26 protein-coding genes are annotated in these 26846 nt (G+C 31.2%); 19 read left to right on the top strand and 7 right to left on the bottom strand.

What is annotated here, in order from left to right:
- The first annotated feature begins 2 nt into the window (after positions 1–2).
- From ABD715_RS00830 to ABD715_RS00860, 7 genes are all read left to right on the top strand, one after another.
- Entirely contained in the window at positions 3–848 is an 846-nt protein-coding gene (locus ABD715_RS00830) for a DUF4249 domain-containing protein (RefSeq protein ID WP_344785988.1), read from the top strand.
- Positions 849–1075: 227 nt separating this feature from the next.
- Positions 1076–1657, top strand: a complete 582-nt coding sequence (locus ABD715_RS00835) for an RNA polymerase sigma factor (RefSeq protein ID WP_425567942.1) — start codon at positions 1076–1078, stop codon at positions 1655–1657.
- On the top strand, positions 1657–1830 hold the full coding sequence (locus ABD715_RS00840) for a hypothetical protein (protein ID WP_344785990.1): 174 nt from the start codon (positions 1657–1659) through the stop codon (positions 1828–1830). The genes ABD715_RS00835 and ABD715_RS00840 overlap by 1 nt, the downstream gene beginning before the upstream one ends.
- A gap of 32 nt (positions 1831–1862) precedes the next feature.
- Entirely contained in the window at positions 1863–2678 is an 816-nt protein-coding gene (locus ABD715_RS00845; protein WP_344785992.1) for a mechanosensitive ion channel family protein, read from the top strand.
- Between the two features lie 256 nt (positions 2679–2934).
- Complete coding sequence (locus ABD715_RS00850) at positions 2935–3480, top strand: RNA polymerase sigma factor (RefSeq protein WP_344785994.1); 546 nt, start codon at positions 2935–2937, stop codon at positions 3478–3480.
- Between the two features lie 182 nt (positions 3481–3662).
- Positions 3663–3875 carry a hypothetical protein gene (locus ABD715_RS00855; protein ID WP_344785995.1) on the top strand — a complete coding sequence of 71 codons (213 nt, stop codon included), beginning with the start codon at positions 3663–3665 and terminating at the stop codon, positions 3873–3875.
- 54 nt (positions 3876–3929) lie between these two features.
- Complete coding sequence (locus ABD715_RS00860; RefSeq protein ID WP_344785997.1) at positions 3930–4811, top strand: alpha/beta hydrolase fold domain-containing protein; 882 nt, start codon at positions 3930–3932, stop codon at positions 4809–4811.
- Positions 4812–4817: 6 nt separating this feature from the next.
- On the opposite strand, the gene ABD715_RS00865 is transcribed toward ABD715_RS00860, so the two are convergent.
- Together ABD715_RS00865 and ABD715_RS00870 are read right to left on the bottom strand one after the other, a co-directional pair.
- On the bottom strand, positions 4818–5537 hold the full coding sequence (locus tag ABD715_RS00865) for a LytR/AlgR family response regulator transcription factor (protein ID WP_344785999.1): 720 nt from the start codon (positions 5535–5537) through the stop codon (positions 4818–4820).
- A 3-nt stretch (positions 5538–5540) separates the two neighbouring features.
- Positions 5541–6590, bottom strand: a complete 1050-nt coding sequence (locus tag ABD715_RS00870; RefSeq protein ID WP_344786001.1) for a sensor histidine kinase — start codon at positions 6588–6590, stop codon at positions 5541–5543.
- 190 nt (positions 6591–6780) lie between these two features.
- Between ABD715_RS00870 and ABD715_RS00875 the strand changes: the two genes are divergently transcribed.
- Complete coding sequence (locus ABD715_RS00875) at positions 6781–7173, top strand: MotA/TolQ/ExbB proton channel family protein (protein WP_344786003.1); 393 nt, start codon at positions 6781–6783, stop codon at positions 7171–7173.
- 80 nt (positions 7174–7253) lie between these two features.
- Here the strand turns inward: ABD715_RS00875 and ABD715_RS00880 are convergent, their stop codons facing one another.
- The gene (locus ABD715_RS00880) at positions 7254–8609 is read right to left on the bottom strand and encodes a DEAD/DEAH box helicase (RefSeq protein WP_344786005.1); all 1356 of its coding nucleotides are present in this window, start codon (positions 8607–8609) and stop codon (positions 7254–7256) included.
- A gap of 101 nt (positions 8610–8710) precedes the next feature.
- Positions 8711–9601, bottom strand: a complete 891-nt coding sequence (locus ABD715_RS00885) for an aldose 1-epimerase family protein (RefSeq protein ID WP_344786007.1) — start codon at positions 9599–9601, stop codon at positions 8711–8713.
- Between the two features lie 81 nt (positions 9602–9682).
- Between ABD715_RS00885 and ABD715_RS00890 the strand changes: the two genes are divergently transcribed.
- The 4 genes from ABD715_RS00890 to ABD715_RS00905 all read left to right on the top strand — a co-directional run bounded on the left by ABD715_RS00890 (position 9683) and on the right by ABD715_RS00905 (position 15090).
- Positions 9683–10975: an anthranilate synthase component I family protein gene (locus ABD715_RS00890; RefSeq protein WP_344786009.1), complete on the top strand. Its 1293-nt coding sequence runs from the start codon at positions 9683–9685 to the stop codon at positions 10973–10975.
- Between the two features lie 21 nt (positions 10976–10996).
- The gene (tilS, locus tag ABD715_RS00895; RefSeq protein ID WP_344786011.1) at positions 10997–12313 is read left to right on the top strand and encodes a tRNA lysidine(34) synthetase TilS; all 1317 of its coding nucleotides are present in this window, start codon (positions 10997–10999) and stop codon (positions 12311–12313) included.
- Between the two features lie 41 nt (positions 12314–12354).
- A complete protein-coding gene (gene ade, locus ABD715_RS00900; RefSeq protein WP_344786013.1) occupies positions 12355–13974 on the top strand; it encodes an adenine deaminase in 1620 nt (539 codons plus the stop codon).
- Positions 13975–14130: 156 nt separating this feature from the next.
- Complete coding sequence (locus tag ABD715_RS00905; protein ID WP_344786015.1) at positions 14131–15090, top strand: YheT family hydrolase; 960 nt, start codon at positions 14131–14133, stop codon at positions 15088–15090.
- Here the strand turns inward: ABD715_RS00905 and ABD715_RS00910 are convergent.
- Positions 15087–15548 carry an Lrp/AsnC family transcriptional regulator gene (locus ABD715_RS00910; protein ID WP_344786016.1) on the bottom strand — a complete coding sequence of 154 codons (462 nt, stop codon included), beginning with the start codon at positions 15546–15548 and terminating at the stop codon, positions 15087–15089. The genes ABD715_RS00905 and ABD715_RS00910 overlap by 4 nt on opposite strands.
- Positions 15549–15713: 165 nt before the next feature.
- On the opposite strand from ABD715_RS00910, the gene ABD715_RS00915 reads away from it, so the two are divergent.
- The 6 genes from ABD715_RS00915 (at position 15714) to ABD715_RS00940 (ending at position 22626) form a co-directional block, all read left to right on the top strand.
- Positions 15714–16664 (top strand): NAD-dependent epimerase/dehydratase family protein, encoded by a 951-nt coding sequence (locus tag ABD715_RS00915; protein WP_344786018.1) that lies wholly within the window; start codon positions 15714–15716, stop codon positions 16662–16664.
- 23 nt (positions 16665–16687) lie between these two features.
- A complete protein-coding gene (gene kbl / locus ABD715_RS00920) occupies positions 16688–17875 on the top strand; it encodes a glycine C-acetyltransferase (protein ID WP_344786020.1) in 1188 nt (395 codons plus the stop codon).
- Between the two features lie 332 nt (positions 17876–18207).
- The gene (locus tag ABD715_RS00925; RefSeq protein WP_344786022.1) at positions 18208–18669 is read left to right on the top strand and encodes a (2Fe-2S)-binding protein; all 462 of its coding nucleotides are present in this window, start codon (positions 18208–18210) and stop codon (positions 18667–18669) included.
- A gap of 16 nt (positions 18670–18685) precedes the next feature.
- On the top strand, positions 18686–20905 hold the full coding sequence (locus ABD715_RS00930; protein ID WP_344786024.1) for a xanthine dehydrogenase family protein molybdopterin-binding subunit: 2220 nt from the start codon (positions 18686–18688) through the stop codon (positions 20903–20905).
- Positions 20906–20969: 64 nt separating this feature from the next.
- On the top strand, positions 20970–21992 hold the full coding sequence (locus ABD715_RS00935) for an XdhC family protein (RefSeq protein ID WP_344786026.1): 1023 nt from the start codon (positions 20970–20972) through the stop codon (positions 21990–21992).
- A gap of 7 nt (positions 21993–21999) precedes the next feature.
- Positions 22000–22626 (top strand): nucleotidyltransferase family protein, encoded by a 627-nt coding sequence (locus tag ABD715_RS00940; RefSeq protein ID WP_344786028.1) that lies wholly within the window; start codon positions 22000–22002, stop codon positions 22624–22626.
- Positions 22627–22656: 30 nt separating this feature from the next.
- On the opposite strand, the gene ABD715_RS00945 is transcribed toward ABD715_RS00940, so the two are convergent.
- Both ABD715_RS00945 and ABD715_RS00950 read right to left on the bottom strand, forming a co-directional pair.
- Complete coding sequence (locus tag ABD715_RS00945) at positions 22657–24093, bottom strand: hypothetical protein (RefSeq protein WP_344786030.1); 1437 nt, start codon at positions 24091–24093, stop codon at positions 22657–22659.
- A gap of 71 nt (positions 24094–24164) precedes the next feature.
- Positions 24165–24890, bottom strand: a complete 726-nt coding sequence (locus ABD715_RS00950; RefSeq protein ID WP_344786032.1) for a hypothetical protein — start codon at positions 24888–24890, stop codon at positions 24165–24167.
- Between the two features lie 229 nt (positions 24891–25119).
- On the opposite strand from ABD715_RS00950, the gene ABD715_RS00955 reads away from it, so the two are divergent.
- A complete protein-coding gene (locus tag ABD715_RS00955; protein WP_344786034.1) occupies positions 25120–26679 on the top strand; it encodes a tetratricopeptide repeat protein in 1560 nt (519 codons plus the stop codon).
- Positions 26680–26846: the final 167 nt, after the last annotated feature.

The raw sequence follows: 26846 nt of genomic DNA on the forward strand, positions 1-26846 counted from the left end.
AAATGAAAACATATATAAAAGGTCTTCTAGTTTTAATAACTGTTATATTAACCTCTTGTTCAGATGTTATAGAAGTCGACGTACCTGTTGCAGCACCACGTTTGGTTATAGAAGCATCAATAGATTGGGAAAAGGGAACTTCGGGTAGCGAACAAACCATTAAGTTATCTACATCTACACCTTATTTTAATTCAAACGAAAATAATGTAGTAACAGGAGCTCAAGTTACAATTAGTAATGACACAGATAACTCTCAATTTGTATTTAACGACATGAATGATGGTACCTACACTATTTCTAATTTTGTACCTATAGCAGATGAAAATTACACACTTGAGGTTGTTTATAACGGAGAAACGTACATTGCAAAAGAAACATTAATACCTGTTGTAGATATAAATGAGGTATATCAATCTTTAGATGGCGGTTTTGATGATGAGGTTTTAGAAGTAAATGTAGATTTTATAGACCCTGTAGATGAAGAAAACTATTATTTTTTTAAATTTAGAGAGCAAGGAGATTTACTGCCAGAATTATTAGATATTTCTGATGAATTTACAGACGGTAATAAGATGAACGTTTTTTACGAAAAAGAGGAAGACGATGATATTAATCAAAAAGAATTTGAAGCAGGCGACATAGCCAATATTGAGTTTTATGGTGTGTCCGAACAATATTCTAATTACATACGTTTATTAATAGAACAATACGAAAGTGTTGGCGATCCATTTAGTACAATACCTGTTGCATTACGAGGTAATTGTACAAATCCAGCAAATCCAGATAATTATGCTTACGGATATTTTAGATTATCGCAAGTCGTAAAAACAAGTTATACTTTTCAATAAAAAACGTTTACAAATAAAAAGAGCCACCTTAATAAACTAATTAAGGTGGCTTTTTTTGTTTAAAAACAAGTGTTCGTTGTTTATAATCAGAGCTTTATGTTTAAGTAATTAGATGTTTAATTTTTTAAATACATTTTTTTTAAATAAAGTTTCTAATTAAGGTGTGACTTATTAAAAATACCTGTGTCTTAAAAGCAAGTATTAAACAAAAAACACAGCCCTAGTTTTTGGAAACCATTGCAGAAATAAAAAAAGCACCTGATGAGGACCTTGTTAAAGCCATTGTAAAAACAAACGATACAATGCTTTTTGAAGTCTTATACGACAGACATGCAGAAATGGTTTTTAATAAATGCTATGGGTTTGCTAAAGGAGAAGATGAAGCTAAAGATTTAACGCAAGATGTTTTTTTAAAATTATTTGTTAAGCTTCCAAGTTTTAAAGGGACTTCTAAGTTTTCTACTTGGTTATATGCCTTTACTTATAATCATTGTGTAAACTATGTAACACGAAGTAAAGCTAAGAAATTTGAAAAGCAGTCGGTAGATTATAAAGACATAGAGAATCTATCGGACGATTATGATGATGAAGACGATCAAAGTTTCCTTCAAATGAAGGTGGAAAAGCTAAAAATAGCGTTAGAGCTTATTTCTCCAGATGAAAAGATGATTTTGCTTTTAAAATATCAAGACGGTTTATCTATAAAAGATATTGTAGGCGTTTTAGATATTGGAGAAAGTGCAGTAAAGATGAGAATAAAAAGAGCTAAAGATAAATTGTTAACCGTATACTCTAATAACCTTAAATAATGGAAAATCCATTTAAACAAATAAACATGCCTCTTAAGGAAGTTCCTCCAGAACTAAAGGCTAAGGTTATGCACGACATTGCTATGGCTAAATTAGTTATGGAAATTGCAGAATTGTTTTCTTACAATTTATCGCATGTAATAGAGCAAACAATTAAAAACAGAAAATCTTAAAAAAATAAATAAAACCTAACTCTAGTAATAAAATGGATTTTATAACCAGACTAAAAGAATCGTTCGAAGTTATTTGGATACAAATAGCATCCTCTGCACCAAAAATATTATTTGTTCTTGCTGCTATAATAATTGCATTGCTATTTATAAAACTTGTGGTAGGTGTTTTAAGAAAAGCTCTTAAAGCTGTTAATGCAGACAAGTTAGACGATAAAATTAACGAACTCAATCTATTTGGAGATAAAAAAGTAGAGTTTAGTATTATAAACATTTTAACCAAAACTTTAAAATGGTTAATGTATTTGTTTTTAATACTTGTAATATCAGACATATTAAAGTTAAATATGGTTTCAGAAGGAATAAAGTCTTTCTTAGGATATTTACCTAAACTATTTACAGCTTTAATTATATTTATTTTAGGATTCTTCTTTGCTAATTTTATTAAAAAGAGTTTACAATCATTTTTTGAGTCTATAGACTTGTCGGGAGCAAAAATAGTAAGCCAGTTAGTCTTTATAGTATTGATGATATTTATATCAATAACTGCACTTAACAGAGCAGAAATAGAAACAGATATAATTACAGAGAATGTTACTCTAATATTAACAGCTTTTTTATTCGCTTTTGCATTAGCCTTTGGCTTAGGAGCGCAAAAAGTAATAGGCGATTTATTAAGAACATTTTATACTAGAAAAACGTATGAAATTGGAGAGAAAATTAAATTTAATAATACCGAAGGCGAAATAGAATCTATAGATGGTATATCGATAACTATTAAAACAAAAACTGGGCGAACAGTCGTGCCTATTAAAGATATTGTAGAGACTAAAGTTGAAATACAGGAATAACTTTAAGTTAGGGTTAAATTTGGTTGGTTACTTTTCTGGACATAAACCAAAGTCTTTACATGTCCCTTTTCATTTATTTGGAAAGGGATTTTTTTTTGCCTAAATCTTAAAAATAAGAATATTCTTTCTTGTAAATAATCACTTTATGGAATTTAATTGCTTTTAATCGATTAGTTTGGTTTGTTTTTATATAAAAAGAGCATAGGGTTAAGATTCTATAATATTGTTTCACCAATAACCATAAACCCTAAAAGCCATGACTGACGAACAATTAGTAGACGAGATTACAACGAACAATAACACTGAACTTTTTGGAACGCTTTACGATAGATTTTCAAGAACAATATATAACAAATGCTATTCATTTGTTAATAATGAGGAAGAAGCAAAAGATTTAACTCAAGATATCTTTTTAAAATTATTTACAAAATTAGAAAGTTTTAAAGGCAAAGCTAAGTTTTCTACTTGGGTATATTCTTTTACCTATAACTATTGTGTTAATTACGTATCTAGAAATCGAGTTAAAAAATATGAAACACGTTTACCAGAGTCGTTTGATATAGAAAACTATGGGGAAACAATGGTTGCAGAAGATAATTCAAACGATAATTCAGAAGAAAAGTTAAACATAGCTTTAAAAGAATTGCCAGAAAAAGATAAATCTATCTTAGTTTTAAAATACCAACAAAATTTAAGTATTAAAAATATAGAAGGTGTTTTGGGTATTGGGCCAAGCGCTGTAAAAATGAGAATTAAAAGAGCTAAAGAGCGTTTATCTTGCTCTTATGCCATGTTAGGATAACAGAATAGAAGATTAATAGCTAGAGTGTTTTATAGTAAAATATTCGAATTAATTCCTTTTTAATTTAAAAGGAATTTTTTTGTTTCAGAAGTAAAACGATTAACTTAGAGAATCTATAAATTAAATTATTTTATTCGTTTATTTTTTCGTGTTTATCATCTATAATATTTGTTCATAGTGTAATGCCAGATCGTTATAGGTTAATTTATTCTCAAGATTTTGGAGCTTCGCAAGCTATTAGAGATTTTGAAATAACCGATGATAATGCATGGAAAATAACAGATGATAAAGCGGGTAATAGTTTAGAGCTTTTTGGCAAAAGCAATTATGAGTTGCATGTAAGATTATCTTTTAATATTGCATTATTAAAAAATGTAGGTTTAGGCGATTTGTAATATAAGCTAATCTTTAAATGAAAAGCGCCTATAACTTAAAAAAAAGATATTTTTATGAGGTTTAAATTAATTCAATTGTTAGTTATAGTTGTTTTTATTTCGGGTGTTTTAAGCGCTCAAAAAAGACCAGATGTTACTGCATTTGTTCCCAATAAGGTTAGTGTGGTTAAAGACTTAAATTATATATCTTATCAAGATAGAAAACTATATCTTGATTTGTACAAACCAATACATAATACAGAAAAATTAGCCACATTGGTTGTAATTCGTGGTGGCGGATTTAGAGTAGGTGATAAAAACGGATTTGCACCCTTAGCTGCTGCTTTAGCTAATCAAGGATTTGCAACGGTGTGCATTGAATATAGAACGTCTAGTGAAGCATTATATCCTGCTCCAATTTTAGATACTAAATTTGCTGTAAAATGGATTCGTGATAATGCCCAAAAATATAATTTAAATAAAGATGCTATTGGAGTAATAGGAGCTTCGGCAGGAGCTCATTTATCTATGATGTTGGCAACATCTGGTAATGTTAGAGCTTTAAATCCTGATGATAATTCAGAATTATATAAAGTAAAGGCTAGTGTAGTTTTAGAGGCAGATGCCGATTTTTTAACAGCAACAGATGATAAAAACTTAATAGACTGGTTGGGGTGTACGTTCGAAGCCAATAAAGAAAAGTGGGTTCAAGCATCGCCAATAACACATATAGATGTGAATACGCCTCCTATTCTTTTTATTCATGGAGCAGACGATCCTGTGGTTGCCATAGAGCAATCTACAGCTAGTGTTAATAAACTTATAGAAAACGATGTGTATTGCGAGTTTATTTCTTTACCCAAAGTAGGCCATGGGTTTTGGGGAAGTAAAAAGTGGTTTGATTTTACAGTAAAACGATCATCCTTGTTTTTTAAAGAGCAATTAGGAGTTAAATAAAAGTATTTATTGAAACTTCTCTAAACAAGCTATAACTTGTTGTTTGTAACTTCTGCTTATTGGTAAAGATGTATTGTTAATAGTAATTTGCTCGTTTGTAAACGATGTAATGTTGTTTATAGAAATAATATAAGATCGATGAATTCTTAAAAACATAAGTTTGGGTAATTTGGCTTCAACAGCTGTAATGGTTTCTCGAGTAACTATGGTTTTATTTTTTAAATGAATTTTTATATAATCGCTGTAGCTTTCAATATAAATTATTGTATTAAAGTCAATTTTAACCATAATTCTATCTGCACGCACAAACATAAAATTGTTTTCGTCTACTAGATTTTTTAGTTTTTTACTAGTGTTGCTATAAACGTTAAAGTAGGTGTTAATAGCTTTTAGCAACCTATCAAAAGCTATGGGTTTTAAAAGGTAGTCTACAGCTTGTAGCTCAAAACCTTCAACAGCGTAATCTCTATATGCAGTAGTAAAAATTATTTTTACATCTTTGTTAATAGATTTAGCAAAAGAAATTCCAGAAATTTCAGGCATGTTAATATCTAAAAACACTAAGTCTATTTTGTTATTGTTTATATAACTAAAAGCTTCAATAGCATTTTTACAACAGGCTACAATTTTTATGTTATTTATTTTAGATAAGTGATTACTAATAACATCTCTGGCAATAGATTCGTCATCAATTATTAAACACGATATGGTTTTGTCTTTGTCCAATTTTTAATTTAATTCTATTTGTAAATTTATTTTAAAACATTCTTTATTGTTTTCAATTTTTAATAGATAACGGTCTTTGTATAATAACTCTAATCGTTTTTGTATGTTTTTTAGGCCAATGCCTTTTTGTGTAATTTCTGAATTAATACACGTGTTTTCTATACTAAATTTTACTGTATTGTTTTTAGCATATAAATTTATTTTAATGTTTAAAACTCCAGATGCTATGCTTCCATGTTTAAAACTATTTTCTACAAAAGGAATTAAAAGCATCGGTGCAATTTTTAAATCTTTTGAAGTTGTATTGGTTTTAAAATCGACCTGTAGAGTATCATTAAACCGCATTTTTTCTAATTCAATATAATCATTTATATGATTAATTTCCGATTCTAAAAGCACAAAAGGTTTATCAACTTGGTAGAGTAGATAATCTAACAAATTAGACAGTTTTAAAATCATTTCTGGGGTTTCGTCGGCTTTTTTTAAAGCGAAACCATATAAGGTGTTTAAAGTGTTAAATAGAAAATGCGGATGAATTTGCATTTTTAAATAATTAAGCTCTTGCTCTTTTAATTTTAATTGGGTTTCTAAAATTTTAGTTTCTAATTTCTTTGTTTTTTCAGTGTGTTTTAAATTCAGTTTTAGTAATTTAAAAGCACTCACAATAATAACAACAAGGTATACTGCAATAGCAACAAAAACAAGATTTCTGCTAATAGGAGCCATATTATCATATTTAAAGTTTGACAGATAGATAAGTCCGAAAAAAACAGAAATTACAATTAAATAAGTAGAAATAATAAGCGTGTAGAAACTGTAAAGTATAAATAGGGAATAGCGTTTTTTTATAAGATAATCTGGAATAAGTTTATAAATAGACACATACGTAGTTGCAATACTAATTGGCATTAAGAATAAAGAAAAAGAGAGTACATAGCTAAAATCTGAACTATTAAAACCAAAAAAATAAGTGTAAAAAAGTAGTACACCAAACCAAAAAATGGCGTGTAAAATAAGTTGACCAACTTTATTTATAATAATTATTTTAATCATGTAGTAATAACCAATATACAATATTAGTGTATTTTTAAAGGCAATTATTGTTTTGTAGACGAATAACGGTTTTAGCATCCGTTTTAGCATTTGGTTATAAAATGCACTAAATTGGTTACTGGTCGCAAATAAAAAATAAACTCAGATATTGGCTTTAGGTTTGCAATATGTTTAATTAAAAATAATAATTATGAATATGTTACCCGTTTTAGTATCAAACCCTTTTGTAGATCGATTTATTGAAGGAGGCCCATTATTTATGTCTCTTATTTTAATATGCTTAATATTGGCTGTTGTGTTTTTAGTATTTGGTTTTTTAAACTTGAAAAGCAATAGAGATAAGTCTAAAAAAATGACACGTTTGGCTTCAGATGTTAGTATTCTTGGACTTGTTTTTGGGTTTTTAGGTTCTACTATAGGAATGATTACCGCTTTTGACGCAATAGAATCTATAGGTAATATAAGTACAGGCATGATGGCTGGCGGGCTAAAAATAGCATTTTTAACCACCGTTTTTGGATGCGTTACTTTTATTTTGCCAAGAATAGGTATTATTATTTTACGAGGTTTACAAAAGGCTTAGTTTTATATAGTAAAAAAGGCTCTTTTTTATATAGAAAAGAGCCTTTTTTAGTTTGTTAACATGGTGGTGAGTGTAATTTTTTATTTCCTTTTATTTCGTCTATTATAATTCTTGTCGCCTCTAGTTTTAGGTTTTTTATACTTGGCTGCAATTTTAAATTTGTACGAGCCACCTAAATTTTCTTTAGAATTTTTTGCAGATTTTTCATGAAAAGCTGGTCCAGGAGCATCCTCGTCTTTTCTTTTAGTAGGGTTATTGTGTTCTTTTATTTGCGGACGTTCTTCTTCTATTAATTCTGTAGAAATATTAATGGTTTCTGGCAAGTCAATAACTGGAATAGTCATTTTCATTAGGCCTTCTATTTTATCAATAGCATCTTGATCTTTCTTAGTCGAAAAAATTAAAGCTTTTCCTTCTCGTTCTGCACGACCTGTTCTACCAATTCTGTGCATGTAGTTTTCTGGGAAATCTGGAGTATCAAAATTAATAACATGCGATACGTTGTCAATATCTAAACCACGAGCCATAACATCGGTAGCAACCAAAATACGGTTTTCTCCATTTCTAAATTGCTCAATACTACGCAAACGGTAATTTTGCGTTTTGTTAGAGTGTATTACACAGAGTTCTTCTTTATAATGCTCGTCTAATTGTTCAAATAAACGATCTGCCATACGCTTAAAAGCCACAAATATTAAAACTTTATTGTAGGTCTCTGTATCGTTTAGCAAATGTGTTAGCAAATTTATTTTGGTGTAAAAATTAGGAACATTATAACGTTGCTGAGAAATATTGTCTAGCGGTGTACCAGATATAGCAATAGAAACACGCTCTGGACTTTTAAAGAATTCGTTAATTAAAACATCTACATCTTGCGTCATAGTTGCCGAAAACATTATGTTTTGACGTTTTTGAGGTAAAATATCAAATATGTTTATTAATTGATGTTTAAAACCTAAATCCAACATCACATCAACTTCATCAATAATAAGTTTTTGTATGGTTTTAAGTTGTAATACACGACTTAAAGCTAAATCGTAAAGTCTGCCTGGTGTTGCAACCAAAATATCGATGCCTTCTGCAATAGCGCGTTTTTGGGTGTTTATATTTGTACCTCCATAAACACCCAAAATACGAGTATTTATATATTTGGTTAATTTTTCAATTTCGTCTACAACCTGTACAACTAACTCTCTTGTTGGCACTAAAATTAAAACACGAGGTGTTTCTTGTGTCGAAAATTTCAAATTTTTTAAAACAGGTAGCATATAAGCATAGGTTTTTCCTGTTCCTGTTTGTGCAATACCAACCACATCTTTTCCAGAACTAATTACGTTAAAAGCCTCTGCTTGTATAGGTGTAGGTGTTGTAAAACCTAAATCGTCTAAAGCGTTATAAAGCGGTGTGTTTAAATTTAAATCTTGAAAAGTAGCCATAGTAAATTAATATGCATTCTAACTACAATAGCATCAAATAAAAAGTATTTAATTGCAATTGTGGTTGTAATTTAGTTGCAAAGTTAAGCTTATTATTCTATTTACTTTAATTGGCTTTCGTCTATTTCAATTGTATAGCTGGCTTTAAAGGTTTTTCCAGCATCTAAAGTTAAAATACCTTCTTTAGTTTTTATGTTTTGGTTGGTATTCTCGTTATCTGCAATACCCAACCAAGGCTCTATGCAAACATAATCTCCGTTAGGTTTTGCCCAAATGCCTAAGTAAGGAAAATCGTTATATTCTAAGCTAAGTATTGTGCCTTTATTTCTGCTTTTTAAAGCTACTTTTCTAGATACTAGGTTTTTAAAAATAAGGGCATCATCATTAAATAATTCGTGTTTTAAATTTAATATGTTACTGTTATTAAAAATGTGTTTTGTAGTAGGAGAAATTAATCCGTTTTCTGTGTTAATTAAATGTGTTTTGGAGGTTTCCTTATGTTCAAACTCTAAAAAATAATCGCTGTAGTTTTCATTTTTATATACAGGGCATTTAAAAGCAGGATGTCCGCCTAAAGAAAAGTACATGGTTTTAGTATCTAGATTTTTAACGGTGTGAATAACATCTATACTATTTCCTTTTAAGACATAGCAAATAGAAAATTCAAATTTAAAAGGGTAAATTTTTAGCAAATATTCATTATAACTCAATCCAAAAGTTAAACTTTCTGGTGTTTGTTCTAATAGTTGTACCGCTTCGTTATTACGTATAAAACCGTGTTTAGGCAGTGTATAGGTTTTGTTATCAAGAATATAACCGCCATTTTTTAAATTACCAATTACAGGAAATAAGTTAGGAGCAAAGCTTCCCCAAACATCTGGGTTAGCATGCCACATAAAATCGGTATGGTTTTTTACAGATGAAATTTTACATAATTCGGCGCCTGTTTTTTTTACAGATATTTTAAGTTTGTTATTTTCTATAGAATACATTCCCAAATTTTATTTAAAGTAATACACAAATTTCATGCTTTTTTAATGAATCTAACTAACTTTACCACATAATTTTTAGTATTGAGAACAAAACAAATACATACGGTAGAAAATACCGAAAATTTTAAAAGTCAATTATTGATTTGGGCACAGCAATTTGACGATGTTGTATGGTTAGACTCTAATAACTACCAGCATAACCATTTTAATTACGATGCTGTTTTAGCAGTAGATGCCTTTACAAGCATACAAACCGATTATTTTGATGCCTTTGGTAAGTTAAAAGAATACCAAACACTAACCCAAGATTGGATTTTTGGATATCTAACCTACGATTTAAAAAATGATGTAGAAGCTTTAAAATCTAAAAACGATGATGGTTTAGAGTTTCCAGATTTATACTTTTTTCAGCCTAAAAAACTATTTTTAATTAAAGGTAATCAAGTAGAAATACAATATTTAAATGGAGTTGATGATGAGGCAGAAAACGATTTAATTGCCATTAAAAAAGCTTATTACGATAGGTGTTTTAGTGGTTGTAACGATATAAAAATAAAATTAAAAATTCATAAAGATGCTTATTTCGAAAAAGTATCTCATGTATTGGCACATATAAATAGAGGCGACATTTACGAAGCTAATTTTTGTCAAGAATTTTACGCAGAGAATACAGCAATTAATCCTTTAGATACCTATTTAAAGCTTAACGATATTTCTAAACCGCCTTTTGCAACGTTTTTAAAAAGTCAAGATAAATATGTAATGTCTGCATCTCCAGAGCGTTATATTGTAAAAACGGGAACAAAAATTGTATCGCAACCTATTAAAGGAACAGCAAAACGATCTTTAAATATCCATGAAGACGAACAGTTAAAAACAGCTTTGTTTAACGACCAAAAAGAGCGTAGCGAAAATATAATGATTGTAGATTTAGTACGAAACGATTTATCTAAAACAGCATTAAAGGGCAGTGTTAAGGTAGAGGAGCTCTGTAAGATTTATACATTTAATCAAGTACATCAAATGATTTCTACAGTAACATCTCTGGTAGATAACAATACACACCCAGTAGATATTATAAAAAGTACATTTCCGATGGGAAGCATGACGGGAGCACCAAAAATTTCGGCCATGAATATTATTGAAGATTTAGAAGAAACTAAACGTGGTTTATATTCTGGATCTGTAGGTTACTTTTCGCCGAAAGGCGATTTCGATTTTAATGTGGTTATTAGAAGTATTCTGTATAACGAAACAAAAAAATATGTGTCTTACTCTGTTGGTGGCGCTATTACAGCAAAAAGTGACCCGCTAAAAGAATACGAAGAATGCTTGGTTAAAGCTAAAGCCATGCGTACAGTTTTAGAGAATTAAAATATAAAGCGCATTTGTAATATGACTTTACAAAAATTTGAAAAACATATAAAAAGTAATCTAAATTTCTTAACGGAAACAAAGCTACTTATTGCCATTTCTGGCGGATTAGACAGTGTTGTTTTAACCGAGTTGTGTTCTAGTTTAAACATGAATGTAGCCTTGGCACATTGTAATTTTAATTTACGAGCAAGCGAAAGCGATGGAGATGAAGCTTTTGTTTTAAAATTAGCAGAACGTTTAAATTTAGAAGTTTTTATAGAAAGTTTTGATACCAACATTTACGCAAAAAACAATAAATTATCTATACAAATAGCAGCACGAGAGTTGCGCTATAATTGGTTTAAAGCATTAGCAAATCAATTAGAATTCGATTATATTTTAACCGCACATCATGCCGATGATAATTTAGAAACTTTTTTAATAAACCTTTCTCGTGGTACAGGGTTAGAAGGCTTAAAGGGTATTCCCGAAATAAATAATAATATTGTGCGCCCACTTTTACCATTTTCTCGAGAAGCTATTATCGCTTACGCAGAAAATAAAAAATTAAGTTGGCGAGAAGATAGTAGTAATGCATCAACAAAATACACACGTAACAAATTACGCCACGATGTTATTCCTGTTTTAAAAGAAATGAATCCGCAGTTTTTACAAAATTTTAATAAAACTCAGGCATTTTTAAAAGATTCTGAAGTTATAATAAAAGATAGAATTGAAGCGGTTTCAAATACAATAATAAGCTTTATTGACGATGCACAAATTCAGTTTAACATAAACGATATTAAAGCATTATCGAATCCAAAAGCATATTTATACGAAATGCTAAAACCCTATAATTTTACAGAATGGAACGATGTTGTTAATCTTTTAGAAGCACAATCTGGTAAACACGTTTTTTCTGAAACACACCGTCTATTAAAAGATAGACACTGTTTAATTTTAACAGAAATAGAAGGCGAAACGCAATCTGAAATTTCTATTTTAAAAACCGACAAAAAGGTAGAAACGCCATTTGGTATTTTACTTTTAGAAGATGTGGATACAATTACAGAAAAGCAACCATATGTTATTTATGTAGATAAAGCATTGGTAGATTTTCCGTTGCAATTAAGACCTTGGCAAGAAGGCGATTATTTTTATCCGTTAGGTATGTCGGGTAAAAAGAAGCTTAGTAAATATTTTAAAGACGAAAAGTTATCGATTTTAGATAAAGAAAATGTTTGGTTATTATGTTCTGGCAATAAAATTGTTTGGGTTGTAAATAGGCGAGCAGATAATCGTTTTAAAGTGAATAAAGGTACCTCTAGTATTTTAAAAATAGAAATTAAAAATTAACCAGTGCTAAGTTGCATTTTAGCATTAAAAAAGATAATGTCTTGAAAATAAAAGGAAACATTGTCGACATACAAAACAAGCGTATTTTTAAAGGCGAATTAACTTTAAAAAACGGTAAGATTTTAAGTGTTGTAGAAAAAGAGCATAACAAAACAGGGTATATTATGCCTGGTTTTATAGATGCACATATACATATAGAAAGTTCAATGTTAGTACCGTCAGAGTTTGCGAAAATAGCAGTAACTCATGGTACGGTTTCAACAGTTTCAGATCCGCACGAAATAGCAAATGTTTTAGGCGTACCTGGTGTAGAGTTTATGATTGAAAACGGAAAAAAAGTACCGTTTAAGTTTAATTTTGGAGCGCCATCTTGTGTACCAGCAACAAGTTTTGAGTCGGCAGGAGCTATTATCGATTCTAACGATATTAAAACCTTGCTTCAAAATCCAGATATTAAGTACTTAGCAGAAATGATGAATTACCCAGGCGTTTTATTTGATGATGCCGAGGTAATAAAAAAGATAGCATGGGCTAAGCATTTTAATAAACCTGTAGATGGGCATGCGCCAGGTGTTATAGGAGACGATATTACCAAGTATATAAACGCAGGAATGTCTACAGACCATGAGTGTTTTACTTTTGAAGAAGCTTTAGAGAAGCTTAAAAAAGGGATGAAAGTAATTGTTAGAGAAGGAAGCGCTGCAAAAAATTTTGAAGCTTTAATAGGTTTATTGCCAGAGCATTTCGAAAATATGATGTTTTGTAGTGACGATAAACACCCAGACGATTTATTACTAAGTCATATTAATAATTTATGCGCTAGAGCTGTAGCAAAAGGATTCGATGTTTTTAATGTGTTACAAGTAGCGTGCTTAAATCCTGTTAAGCATTACAATCTAGATGTTGGTGTATTAAAAGAAGGCGATGCAGCAGATTTTATTATTGTTGAAGATTTAAAAACGTTTAAAACCTTGCAAACTTATATTGATGGAGCATTGGTTTTTAATAATGAGAAATCGCTTATTGAAACGGTAAATTTTGAAAACTTAAATAATTTTAATTGTAAAGAAAAGGAGGTTAGCGATTTTAGAATAGCTTCTTCGGCTAAAAATATTCGAGTTATAGAAGCTTTAGAGGGGCAATTGGTTACCAACGAAATTATAGAGAATACTAAAATTGAAGCGGGTAATTTAGTCTCTAATTTAGAGAAAGATGTTTTAAAAATGACGGTTGTTAATCGTTATAAAGATGATAAGCCTGCGATGGCTTTTATTAAAAATTTTGGATTGAAGGAAGGTGCTATAGCATCGTCTGTGGGGCACGATTCGCATAATATAATTGCTGTTGGAGTTTCTGATGCGGCTATTTGCAAAGCAGTAAATCTTATTATAAAAAATAAAGGAGGTATTTGTGCGGTGTCTAATACAACCGAAAAAGTTGTGCCACTTCCTATAGCTGGTATTATGAGCGATAAATCTGGAGTGGTTATTGGTCAACAATACGAGGTTTTAGATAAGATGGCTAAAGCACTAGGTAGCCAATTAAATGCGCCTTATATGACCTTGTCTTTTATGGCTTTACTTGTAATTCCGTCGTTAAAATTAAGCGATAAAGGTTTATTTAATGGTAAAGATTTTAAATTTACAGCTTTAGAAGTTTAATAAAAAAACACAGCAGTAAAAGTAATGTTGCTGCGAGTAATGCGCGAGGGATAGCAGTGGAAAGCCCACAGCGAGGTACGAGTGAGGACTTGTAGCGAATAGCCCGACACCAACCAGCGGGAGGTGACGCGCCCTAATTAATATGAATATATTTTTATGCCTGTTATAGAGTCTACTTACAAACCATCAATTTTTTTTAGAAAGAGTTTTGTTTCTACCGTGTATTCGGGAATGTTTAGAAAGGTGGAATTGCAGCAAGAGCGTGAACGTTTTACTTTGCACGATGGCGATTTTTTAGATTTAGATTGGAGTTTTGCTAAAGCCCAAAGTAATAAGCTTATAATTTTGTTGCATGGTTTAGAAGGTAATGGGCAAAGACCTTATATGACTGGGCCTGCAAAGTTATTTAACGATAATAATATTGATGCGGTTTGTGTTAATTTTAGAGGTTGCAGTGGCGAGGATAACTTAAAATTTCGTTCGTATCATTCTGGCGCTACAGAAGATTTGGAGGATGTTGTTAATTATATTTTAAAAACAAAACAGTATACAGATATTTATTTTCATGCTATTAGTTTGGGAGCTAATGTGGTTTGCAAATATTTGGGCGAGCGCGATAATGTGCCTAGCCAAATAAAAGCTGCTGTTGTGGTGTCTGTGCCATGCGATTTAAACGGTTCTTGTGTTGCGTTACACAGTTTAAAAAACAAATTGTATGCTATGCGTTTTTTAAAGCATTTAAAGGGGAAATTAGCGAGTAAAGTAGAAAAATACCCAAATGAAATATCTTTAGACGATTTTAAAAACATAAAGAGTTTAAAGCAGTTTGATGATGTTTACACCTCGAAAGCACATGGCTTTAAAAATGGGGTAGATTATTATACACAAAGCAGTTGTAGGCAGTTTTTACCCTGTATTAAAGTGCCTACTTTAATGATTAATGCTTTAAACGACTCGTTTTTATCGGCAAGTTGTTATCCTGTTAAAGAGGCTAAAGCAAATGCTAATTTGTATTTAGAAATGCCTAATTATGGCGGACACGTGGGCTTTGTAGATAAGAAAAATGTGTATTATAACGAAAAACGTGCGTTAGAGTTTATTAGCAAAATTGCTTAAATATAAAACGCAGAGGTTTGTTTAATATCTTTTAAAACAAACGTACTGTTTAACACGCCTATATTTTCAATTTTCGAGAGTTTGTATTTTATAAAGTTGTGATAGCCTTCTAAGTCTTTTGTGTTTATTTTTAGAATAAAATCTACTTGACCAGCCATATGGTAACATTCTTGAACTTCTTGTAAATTTTGTATTTGTTCTTCAAACTTTTCTATAAACGCTTCGTTATGGTAGCGCATAGATACTTGGCAAATGGTTGTAACCGACCTGTCTATTAGTTTTTTGTCTAAAATAGCAACGTATTTTTTTATAAAACCCTGGTTTTCTAGTCTTCTAACACGTTCGTAAACAGGCGAAGGTGTTAAGTTTAAGATTGTTGCAATTTCTTTAGCTGTTTTTTTAGAGTCGTTTTGTAAAATTCTAAGAATAGTAATGTCAGTTTCGTCTAAGTTTTCCATAAATGTTGAAATAAAAGTTATTGCAAAGTTTAATTTTTCATCCTTTAAAAAGTAAAAATAATTTAATTTTTCGTTTTGTGTAGTAATAATTACTTAATTTATGTTGTAGTTTATTTTAATGAATTGCATTTTTTAATTTTGAAAGCGATTAATACTTTTTGAAATATGAAAGATGTGATTTTAATTATTGGTGCAAATGGGCAATTAGGTTCTGTGTTAACTAAAAGGCTTCAAGAAAAATATGGGGTAGCTAATGTTGTTGCTTCAGATATTACAGAAGCAAAAACAATAAATGGTCTGTTTGAGGTTATTGATGCCACAGATGCAGGTAGAATTGAGTACGTTGTAACTAAATATAAAATTACTCAAATCTATCATTTGGCAGCGATACTTTCTGCTAAAGGAGAAGCGAATCCTTTAAAAACTTGGGAGATTAACATGAAAACGTTACTCAATGTTCTTGAAGTATCTAGACTTAATAACATACAAAAAGTGTTTTACCCAAGTTCTATTGCTGTTTTTGGTGGTGGTGCACCTCGTATTAATACGCCTAATAATGCGTGTTTAGACCCGTCTACAGTTTACGGAATTAGTAAGGTAGATGGCGAAAATTGGGCTCAGTATTACTTTTTAAAATATGGTTTAGATGTTAGGTCTATTCGTTATCCAGGGATTATTGGTTATCAATCTTTACCAGGTGGAGGTACTACAGATTACGCTGTAGATATTTTTCATAAAGCAGTTTTAAACGAAACTTTTAGTTGTTTTTTAAATGACGAAACAACTTTGCCCATGATGTATATGGACGATGCTATTAGAGCAACTATAGAATTAATGGACGCTCCCTTAGAACAGATTAAAATAAGAACATCTTATAATATAGCAGGTGTAAGTTTTTCGCCAAAAGAAATAGCTGCCGAAATTTTAAAAAGATTTCCAGATTTTAAAATTGAATATAAACCCGATTTTAGAGAAGACATCGCCAAAAATTGGCCAAAAACCATAGACGACTCTAATGCAAGTAAAGATTGGGGTTGGAAAGCTAAATATAATTTAAGCGACATTACAGATACCATGCTTAATGCTTTAGCAGCTTATTACAAACCAGCAATTTAAGATTATAAAAAATATACAGTATTATGTATTTAAATATAAAAGACGCATTACAAGAAGAATTAAACCAAATAAAAGCAGATGGTTTATATAAAGAAGAGCGCATAATAACAACTCCGCAAGGTTCTGCAATTAGCACAACAACATCGAGCGAAGTGCTTAATTTTTGTGCCAATAATTACTTAGGTTTATCGTCGCATCTAGAGGTTTTAGATGCAAGTAAAAAAGCTATAGATACACATGGTTTTGGCTTATCGTCGGTACGTTTTATTTGTGGTACTCAAGATATCCATAAAGAGTTAGAGCGCAAAACTGCTGAGTTTTTGGGTATGGAAGATTGTATTCTTTATGCAGCAGCTTTTGATGCTAATGGTGGTTTATTTGAGCCTTTATTAAGTGCAGAAGATGCCATTATATCTGACGCTTTAAACCACGCATCTATTATAGATGGTATAAGATTGTGTAAGGCACAGCGTTTTCGTTATAACCATAACGATATGGGAAATTTAGAAGAGCAGTTAATTAAAGCTAAAGATGCGCGTAGAAAATTAATTGTTACAGATGGTTCTTTTTCTATGGATGGTACTATCGCCCAATTAGACAAAATTTGTGATTTAGCAGATAAATACAATGCATTAGTAATGATTGACGAATGCCACTCTACCGGTTTTATAGGTAAAACTGGTCGTGGTACGCACGAATATAGAAATGTAATGGATCGTGTAGATATTATTACAGGTACTTACGGTAAGGCTTTGGGTGGTGCTTCTGGTGGATTTACTGCAGCTAGAAAAGAAATTGTAGACATGTTAAGGCAGCGTTCTAGACCGTACCTATTTTCTAATACTGTGGCGCCTTCTGTAGTTGGGGCTTCCATTAGAGTTTTAGATTTGTTGAGTAATTCTACGGTATTAAGAGATAAGTTAATAGAAAACACTGTTTATTTTAGAAATGAAATAGTAAAAGCAGGATTTAATATTGTAGATGGAGACCATCCTATTGTACCTATAATGCTACAAGAAGCAAAATTGGCCCAAGAATTTGCAGCTAAATTGCTAGAAGAAGGTGTTTATGTAATTGGTTTCTTCTATCCGGTTGTTCCAAAAGGAAAAGCTAGAATTAGAGTACAGTTATCGGCAGCGCATAGTCGCGAAGATTTAGATAAAGCCATACATGCTTTTATTAAAATAGGTAAGACATTAAACGTATTATAGCATAGATTTTTGATTGCAGTTTAATCTTAAATTGTTTTTCAATGTTTATAAGTGTTTTGTTGTGAGCCATGTTAAATTTGTTTTTAGCATGGCTTTTTTTTGTTTAATAATGTGAGTTTAACAGCTTTGTATTCAAATATAAAAGACTAGATAACAGTCAGGTTTTAAGTAAAATAGTTTAGAAGTAAACAATGTCTTATAAAAAAGAAGTGCGGTAAGTTAATATAGGGACTGTATTGGTTAATTTTAACAGTGGTTAATACATTGTTAAAATTTATTTTAGCAATATTATTACATTTATTTTTTATAACTTGAAGACAAAATTTATAACTATGCCAACTTTCAATTTAAAAATTAACAACGAAACACATACAGTTGAGGCTGATATGGATACACCCTTACTTTGGGTTTTAAGAGATAAAATAAACCTTGTAGGCACCAAATTTGGTTGTGGTATTGGGCAATGTGGTGCTTGTACCATTCATGTAGATGGTAATGCAATGCGTAGTTGTTTATTACAAGTGTCTCAAGCAGAAGGAATGAACATTACTACTATTGAGGGGCTTTCTAAAGATGGAACTCACCCTGTGCAACAAGCATGGAAAGATATTGATGTACCACAATGTGGTTACTGTCAATCTGGACAAATTATGACTGCTTCAGCATTTTTAGGGCGTAACCCTAATCCATCCGAAGAGGAAATAAGAAATGCAATGCATGGCAATATATGTAGATGTGCGTCTTATAATAGTATAGAAAAGGCAGTAAAAGTTGCATCAGAAAAATTAAGCTAACTAAAAGACAATTATAATGACACCTTCAAAAAAAATAACTTTCAATAGAAGATCGTTTCTTAAATCGTCAGCTTTAGCTAGTGGCGGTATATTAATAGGTTTTAACCTGTTTAACGCATGTAAACCAGAGGCTAAAATGCCTGTAGATATCAGTCAGTTAAACTATAATGACTTTAATGCTTTCATTCAAATTTCAGACGAAGGTAAAGTTACCATATATTCTCCTAATCCAGAAATAGGTCAAGGTGTAAAAACATCAATGCCTATGATTATTGCAGAAGAGTTGGATGTAGCATGGCAAGATGTTTATGTAGTGCAAGGTAAGTTAGATACTAAAAATTATACACGCCAAGTTGCAGGTGGTAGCCAATCTATAAGACATGGTTGGAAACCTTTAAGAGAAACAGGAGCTACAGCAAGGCAAATGCTTATAAATGCTGCAGCTGCAAAATGGGGTGTAGATGCCTCGGAGTGTAAAACTAAAAATGGAGTTATAACCAATGCTAAAGGCGAAACTCTTAGTTATGGCGATGTTGTTAAAGACGCAGCTTTACTTGAAGTGCCAGAAAAAGTAACTTTAAAAGATGTTAAAGACTTTACTATTATAGGTAAGGGTAAAAACAATGTAGATATAGATAAGCTTATTACTGGAAAACCTTTGTTTGGTATGGATTATAAGGCTGAAGGGATGGTTTATGCTTCTGTTTTAAGACCTCCAGCTTTTGGGCAAGTTTTAGAATCTTTTGATGATTCTGCAGCGCGAGCATTACCAGGAGTAATTGATGTTATTACAATTGGTGAAAAGGCTAGAACTTATTTAAGTACAGTTAAAAAGAAGAGTTGGACAGTACAATTAAGTGGCAGCGATAAAGTTGTTGTAATTGGAAAAACAACTTGGGATACCATAAAAGGGAAAAAAGCTATTAAAGCTGTTTGGAAGAATGATTCTGACCTAGAAAGTACAGAAGATCATGATAAAGTGCTGTTAGATATTTTAGATGGTAAAAAGTTTAAAACAAGGCGTAAAGACGGTAATGTGAAAAAAGCTTTTGCTAACGCAGATAAGGTTTTAGAGCGTGTTTACGAATCTCCGTTTTTGCCTCACAACACTATGGAGCCCATGAACTTTTTTGCAAATGTAACTCCAGAAAAAGTACATTTGGTTGGACCAGTACAAACGCCAGAGGAGGCAGCTAATGTCGTATCAGATTTATTAGGAAGAAACCTTGAAGATATCGAGTTAGAAATGACTAGAATGGGTGGCGGTTTTGGAAGAAGACTTTATGGCGATTTTGTTTACGAAGCAGCAGAGATATCTAGTGTTATAAATAAACCTGTAAAAATGGTGTCTACCAGAGAAGATGATATGACAACAGGAGTGTATCGTCCAGCAATAAAATATAAAATTGCAGCTTCTATAAAAGATGGAAAACTAACAGGCTATCATTTAAAAGAAGCAGCAGTTAATAGTAATATGTATGGTTTAATACCTAACTTTTTTCCAGCTGCAGCTGTAGAAAATTTTCAAGTCGATACTGCAAATTATAAAAGTAACATAACTACTGGAGCTTGGAGAGCGCCATATACTAACTTTTTGGCTAGTGCAGAGCAAACTTTCTTCGATGAGTTAGCAGAGGTTATGGGGGTAGATCGTATTAAATTACATATGGACTTATTAGACAATGTTAAGAAAAACCCTGATCCAAAAATAGAATATAGTCCAGACCGTTTACAAGATGTAATTAAGTTGGCTGTCGAAAAATCGAATTGGGGTAATACAGCAGAAGGTGTATACCAAGGTTTCTCTGTTTACTATTGCCATAATTCTCATGTAGCAGAAGTGGCAGATATTGTAATGGAAAATGGGTTGCCTGTTGTTAAAAAAGTAACATGTGCTGTAGATTGTGGCGTTGTGGTTAATCCGCTTGGTGCGTTAAATCAAATTAAAGGAGGCGTTATAGACGGTATAGGGCACACTATGTATGGCGATTTTGCTTTTAAAGATGGTATACCTCAATCTAACAACTTTAATAGTTATCAATTAATACGTATGGGACAAACGCCAAAAGTCGATGTTCATTTTATTGAAAACGATTTAGATCCAACAGGATTAGGAGAGCCAACATTACCTCCAATTGGAGCTGCGGTAGCCAATGCAATTTATGCAGCTACAGGAAAACGATTAACAAAACAGCCTTACATAAATAATTTAAATTTAGATAAAGTATTAGGCTAGTAATAAATAATTTAAATAGAAAAAAAGCCTTTGTTTCAAAGGCTTTTTTGTTCGTATTTGGTTTATGACGCACGAATTAAAAAATATAGTTAAGCAAGCTTTATTAGCAAAAAAAGATGAAGTAAAATCGGTTTTAGCATCTGTTGTTGCTTTAGACGGATCGTCTTACCGAAGACCAGGAGTTAGAATGCTAATTTTAGAAGATGGTAAAATGATTGGTGCGGTAAGTGGCGGTTGTGTTGAAAAGGAGATCTTATTGCAATCTGAATCTGTTTTTAAAACAGGAATTTCTAAAATGATGACTTACGACGGGCGTTACCGTTTAGGTTGCGAAGGTGTTTTGTATATTTTATTAGAAGTATTTAAACCTAGCGAAGCTTTTTATAAAACATTTCAAAAGTGTTTAAATGATAGAAAAGGCTTCGAAATAAATTCTCACTACAATAAAAAGGAAGGCGTAATGTCGGGTTTAGAGTCTTGGATTAAAATTGATAATTTTAGTTTTTCGCTTCAGGGTAAATTAGAGAGTGAAGACATAGAAAGTAGTTTGCCTGTCTTTAATCAAAAGTTACCGCCTTGTTTTAAATTAGTCATAATTGGGGCAGAGCACGATGCGGTTCAGTTATGTAGTTATGCTTCTTTAACAGGTTGGGAGGTTACTATTATCTCTAGTTCAGCGGAAGCTAAATCTATAAAAAACTTTCCAGGAGCAACAGAATTCTGTTCTGTTACACCAGAAACATTGGATGTGTCTCAAATAGATAACGAAACCGCTATTGTTTTAATGACTCATAATTTTGCAAACGATTTACGTTATATGGTGGCTTTAAAGGATACAAACCCTAATTATATTGGTTTGTTAGGGCCATCTAAGCGACGAGAAGATTTATTATCTCAGTTTTTAGAATATTGCCCAGATATTAATGATGCGTTTTTAGAAAAAATTTACGGGCCAGCAGGTATAAATATTGGGTCTGAAACGCCACAGGAAATAGCAATTTCTATTGTTGCAGAAATTTTATCGGTAGTTAGAAAAAGAGAACCTATATCTCTTAGTAAGAAAACGGGGCGTATTCATTCGCAATAATATAAGTATGCAAAACCATAAGAATAAAATGGTAACTGTAATTCTAGCAGCAGGAGCTTCTAAACGTATGGGAGAACCAAAGCAGTTATTAAAATGGGGAGATAGTACTTTATTAGAGGAAGCTATTAAAAAGGCTTTGCAATTAAAAATCGATGAGGTAATAGTTGTGCTTGGTGCAAATTATGACGGTATTAAACCTGTTATAAACAAATATCCAATCACTATTTTAAATAATACAGATTGGGAAGCAGGCTTAGGTAAATCTATTGCTTTTGCATCAGAATATATATTGACTTGCAAGCCTATGTTTAATGGAGTTTTTTTTGTATTAAGCGATCAACCTTTTGTTTCTGTAACTTATTTAAATAATATGCTTGATGTTTTTAAAACATGTAAGTCTAAAATTATAGCAACTAAATACAGTACAAATAAGGTGGGAGTGCCCGTAGTGTTTGATGGTGTTTATTTATCTGATTTGGCTAAATTAACAGGAGATAATGGTGCTAAATCTATTTTAAAAATTCATCAAGATATGCTAAAAACACTTGCTCCAAACTTTGAAAATAAGGATATTGATACAAAAGCAGATTATAATAAGTTAAGGCAAGATATTAAAAAAGAGAAGCTGTATTAGGCTTCTCTTTTTTAAATGTTTCTTAGTTATTTATAACGACTTATTTAGTTTTGTCTTTTTGCTAGCTTCATCAATAGTTATTCCTTTAAACAAAATAATGTTGTCTATTTGGAGTTTAGAAGATCTACCGCTAATGTTAATAGTGTATTCTCCCGGTTTATTAAATTTAGCAGTTAACCATTTATGGCCTAAATCGTGTATTTCTGCTGTACCATTTAAAACAAAATCGTCGGTACTTCTGCCATAAAATTTTTCGTAATGTTCTAGCGCTGTATTATCTGCAAATCCTTTGTTATTAGAAAAATAAATCCAAGCATCGTTTCCTTTATCTGTTCCGCGTTCTCCTTCAGGTTGTCTCATAAACCATTTAACCGTGTAGTTTCCTGGTGTATCTATTTTAAAATTATACGAGATTGTATTGTCGTGGTTTGGCGCTTTATATAAATTAGAGCCTGTAAATTCAATGTATTTACCATTAGAGGCTATTGTGTCTTTGTTAATTTTCCAGTTAGCTTTTAAAGAGAATTTTTCGGCTTCTATAATTATTAGTTTTTCTTCTTCTTTTGTAGCTAAATCACTGTTGTTGTACGTAGATGGGATACCCTCTCCAATAAAGGTTTTAAATTTTTCAGGGCTTCCATTGTCATCGCCAACTAATAAATAATAAAACATACCGCAATCGGAAATATCTGCATGATTTAGAGTGTGTGCTTGTACTCGTGTATACATCCAATTAATGTTAGGGTCTTTATGGTCTCTCATCCAATACCAAACCGAAAAATCTTCTTTAGAGTGCCAAAGATTATTAGGGTTTCCTTTATCATTCTGATCCTTGATTTTTTTATATTTAATACGATTACCACAAAGTTTTTGAATATCTGCCCAAGTACGGTGATAATCTCGTCTTATTTCATTTTCATTAAATTTACTATGCGACAATAGGTACACATGGTTTAAAGCCTCTATATTTCCATTAGCAATTACTTCTTCAACAACTTGGTAAATAAATTCTGATAGGCCTGCATGCATAAAATATAAAGGGTTGGAAGCGGTAGATTTTCCCATTTCGTTTGCTAAATGCGACCTCGATTCTTTTAATTGTTTGGTTACGTCAAAAAACGCCTCTTTGTTAAAGCCCCAGCGTGCAATAGAGCCATCTGCACTAATTTTTAATTGGTTTTTGTTATCTGGACCTGGAGGTGCGTCAATAAAATTATTGTAAGAGCAATGCACTAGTTTGTCTTGAAGTCCAAGTTTAGCCATAATAGCACACGAAGCTGCCAATGCTCCCCAATCATCTGGATCGCCAGTTGGCCATTTGTATTGATTGTCTGCTGCGCTATTACCATCAAAACTTACAGCTACACGATTATTGTTGTAACCCCAAGCTTGAGCAAAAATGGTTTCTGCAGGTATTAATATTGCAATAGAAATAAATAATAAAAATAAGATTTTAGATGTTTTCATGCGGTAAAATGATTGGTTAATTAATACTTGTACTTTATGTAAAGTATAAGCATTATTACTTTTGGGTTTAATTAATTGCACTCTATGGCTTCAGAACGTGTTTTAGATTGATTTTTGGCTTCATCATCTGATATTCCTGATGATAAAACAAGTTTGTCTAGTTGAAAGTCTTTAGACCTGGCACAAATTTTTAAGGTATATTCGCCAGCAGCAGGGAATTTGGCTGTAAGCCAAGAGCTTGCTTTTGGATTATGAAGATCGAGCGCGCCTCCATAGGTAAACTCTCCTTTTCCTCTACTTACAAATTTCTCGTAATGTTCTAATGTTACACTTGTCTTATTAACCCAAGCACGTCCTACGTTGTCAGATAAATAAATCCAAACATCGTTAGATTTGTCTCCCTCAGCTTCATCAGGTTGTCTCATATACCACCTTACGCGGTAGCTTGCAGCTGCATCAATAGTAAATTTTACTGTAATTTCATTATCTAAATTTTGATTTTGATAGCTGTTGGGACCATCATATGTAATATATTTTCCTTGCGAAGCTTTTTCATCTTCTACTAATTTCCATTGGCCTTTAAGATCAAAACTTTCGGCTTCAATAATAATTAATCCATCTTTGTTTACAATTTTACAAACCTCATTTTCATTCTCTTCAGGGTTTGTGTTTTCTATTGGGTTTTCCTCTTCAGTAACTTGTTCTTCTTCTATAACTTGTTCTTCTGTGGTGTCATCCTCTCCGCAAGAAGCGAATAAACATAATAGTAAAATACTAGTAAAAAATCTTTTTTTCATAATGGTTTGGCTTATTAAGTTTAGTTGGTTTTTAGATCTATTAAATTTTTAAAGAATTAAATTTTTTAAAATAGAACTGCCTACAAAATTAGCATAATAGCCTATTAAATTTGTATATTTTGACTTAGCAATAACTTTACTATTGTAATTAATGAGTTATATAAAACTTTACTTTGTGTATTTTAGCTTTATAGAGTTTTTATTTGTTTAATCCCTTTGCTAGTGGTCTATGAGAAGTGTTTTTTTGTTTTTTATTTTGCTGTTTTTTATTCCAGATAACTTGTTTAGCGACACTATGCTCACCTTTACTAACGTGGGTGTTTTGTTGGATGGAGTAAATGAGCCAAAAAAAGATAAACAAGTTATTAATGATACGCTTATATTAATAAATCAATATTTAAAATCTGCTGATAAAAATAAAAATGATGGATTATACTCTAACGCATATAATTATTTATGGAAAGCCATGTTGTTGGCAGAAGAGATAAAAGCATCAAAAAAATTAGCTTTTATTCATGATGAGCTTGGAGTGCTTTATGGTATTTATGGAAAGAATTATCAGGCTATAAAACATAAAAAAATGTCTTTACAATACGCTAAAATGAGTAAGCGTAATTTTGTAGATTCCAACCTTGTTGCTAAATCTTTTTACAATTTAGCAGTTCAGTTTCGTAAATCTAGACAGTATACTAAAAGTTTAATGTATCTAGATTCTTCTAAATACGCCAGAGGGGTTAAACATAATAGCGAAATTAATAATGCCTATATAAAAGCAGAAAAGGGTAATGTGTTTTTATTAACCAATAGGTTAACAGAGGCAGAAAAACTTCTTTTAGAATCTGTAAAAGTGTTCGAGAAAAACAATTCGCATTATTTAGTTATTGTTTACTCTTTTCTTGGAGATTTGTATAATAAAACCGGTAATTTAAATGCCTCTATTTTTTTTTATGAGAAAAGTTTAGAGAAGATATCCGAGTTTAAATCGCACACAGATTTTAAACCCGATATTTTAAAGAAAACATCTAAAATATTAAAAACCAAAGGGCAATTGGATAAGGCTTATTTTTATTTAGGGCAATCAGAGAAGATATCGGATAGTCTTTTTAGTGTTAAAAGCAAAAGCAACAGTGATCTTTTTGAAATTAAAAACAATTACGAAAAAGCAATTTTAAAGAAAGACTCCTACATAAAAAAGCAAAAAAGCATAATAGAAAAAGAAAGGCTTATACAAACTAGATTAATTTTTCTAGTTGCATTTGTGGTTTTAGGGGTAATAATACTTTTAATTGTTTTTTTTCTGCAAGCAAAAATGCGAAAACTAAAAATAGAAAAGTATAATGCTTCTTTAAAAACAAAACACGAAAAAGAAAAACTAAATGCAGTTCTTGAAACTAAAAGTAAAGAGCTTACCGTATCGGCATTACAAATAATAGAAAAGGATAAAAATATAGATAAGTTATTACAAATCCTAAAAGAGGAAGCGCCTAAAAGTTACAGTAAATTAAAGGATGTTATTGTAAAAGGAAATAAAGATATGTGGGAGCGCTTTAATTTGCGGTTTACCGAAGTTAATGTTGGTTTTTATGATCGTTTAAAGGAGAAACACCAATCTTTAACACTTACAGAGCAGAAACATTGTGCTTTAATTAAGTTAAAATTTGATAGTAAAGAAATGTCTAAACTGTTAAACATATCTTTAAATAGTGTGCATATTTCTAGACATAGAATTAGAAAAAAAATGGGATTGCAAAGAGAGGATAATTTAAGTGAGTATATAGGGCGTATATAGAATTTAATTTTTTAAATTTAAGTTATATTAATATTTTATTTTTAATAAAAAGGTTTCCATTTAATAATATTATAATTTTAGGTTACCTTTTTGTCAAAATTGGAGAAACGAGCCGATTAAAATAAATATTATATTTACTGCTGACCAATTTTGTACTAAATTCATAG

Origin of the sequence: Postechiella marina, from assembly GCF_039538365.1 — a bacterium.
In the GTDB taxonomy this organism is placed as follows: Bacteria; Bacteroidota; Bacteroidia; order Flavobacteriales; family Flavobacteriaceae; genus Postechiella; species Postechiella marina.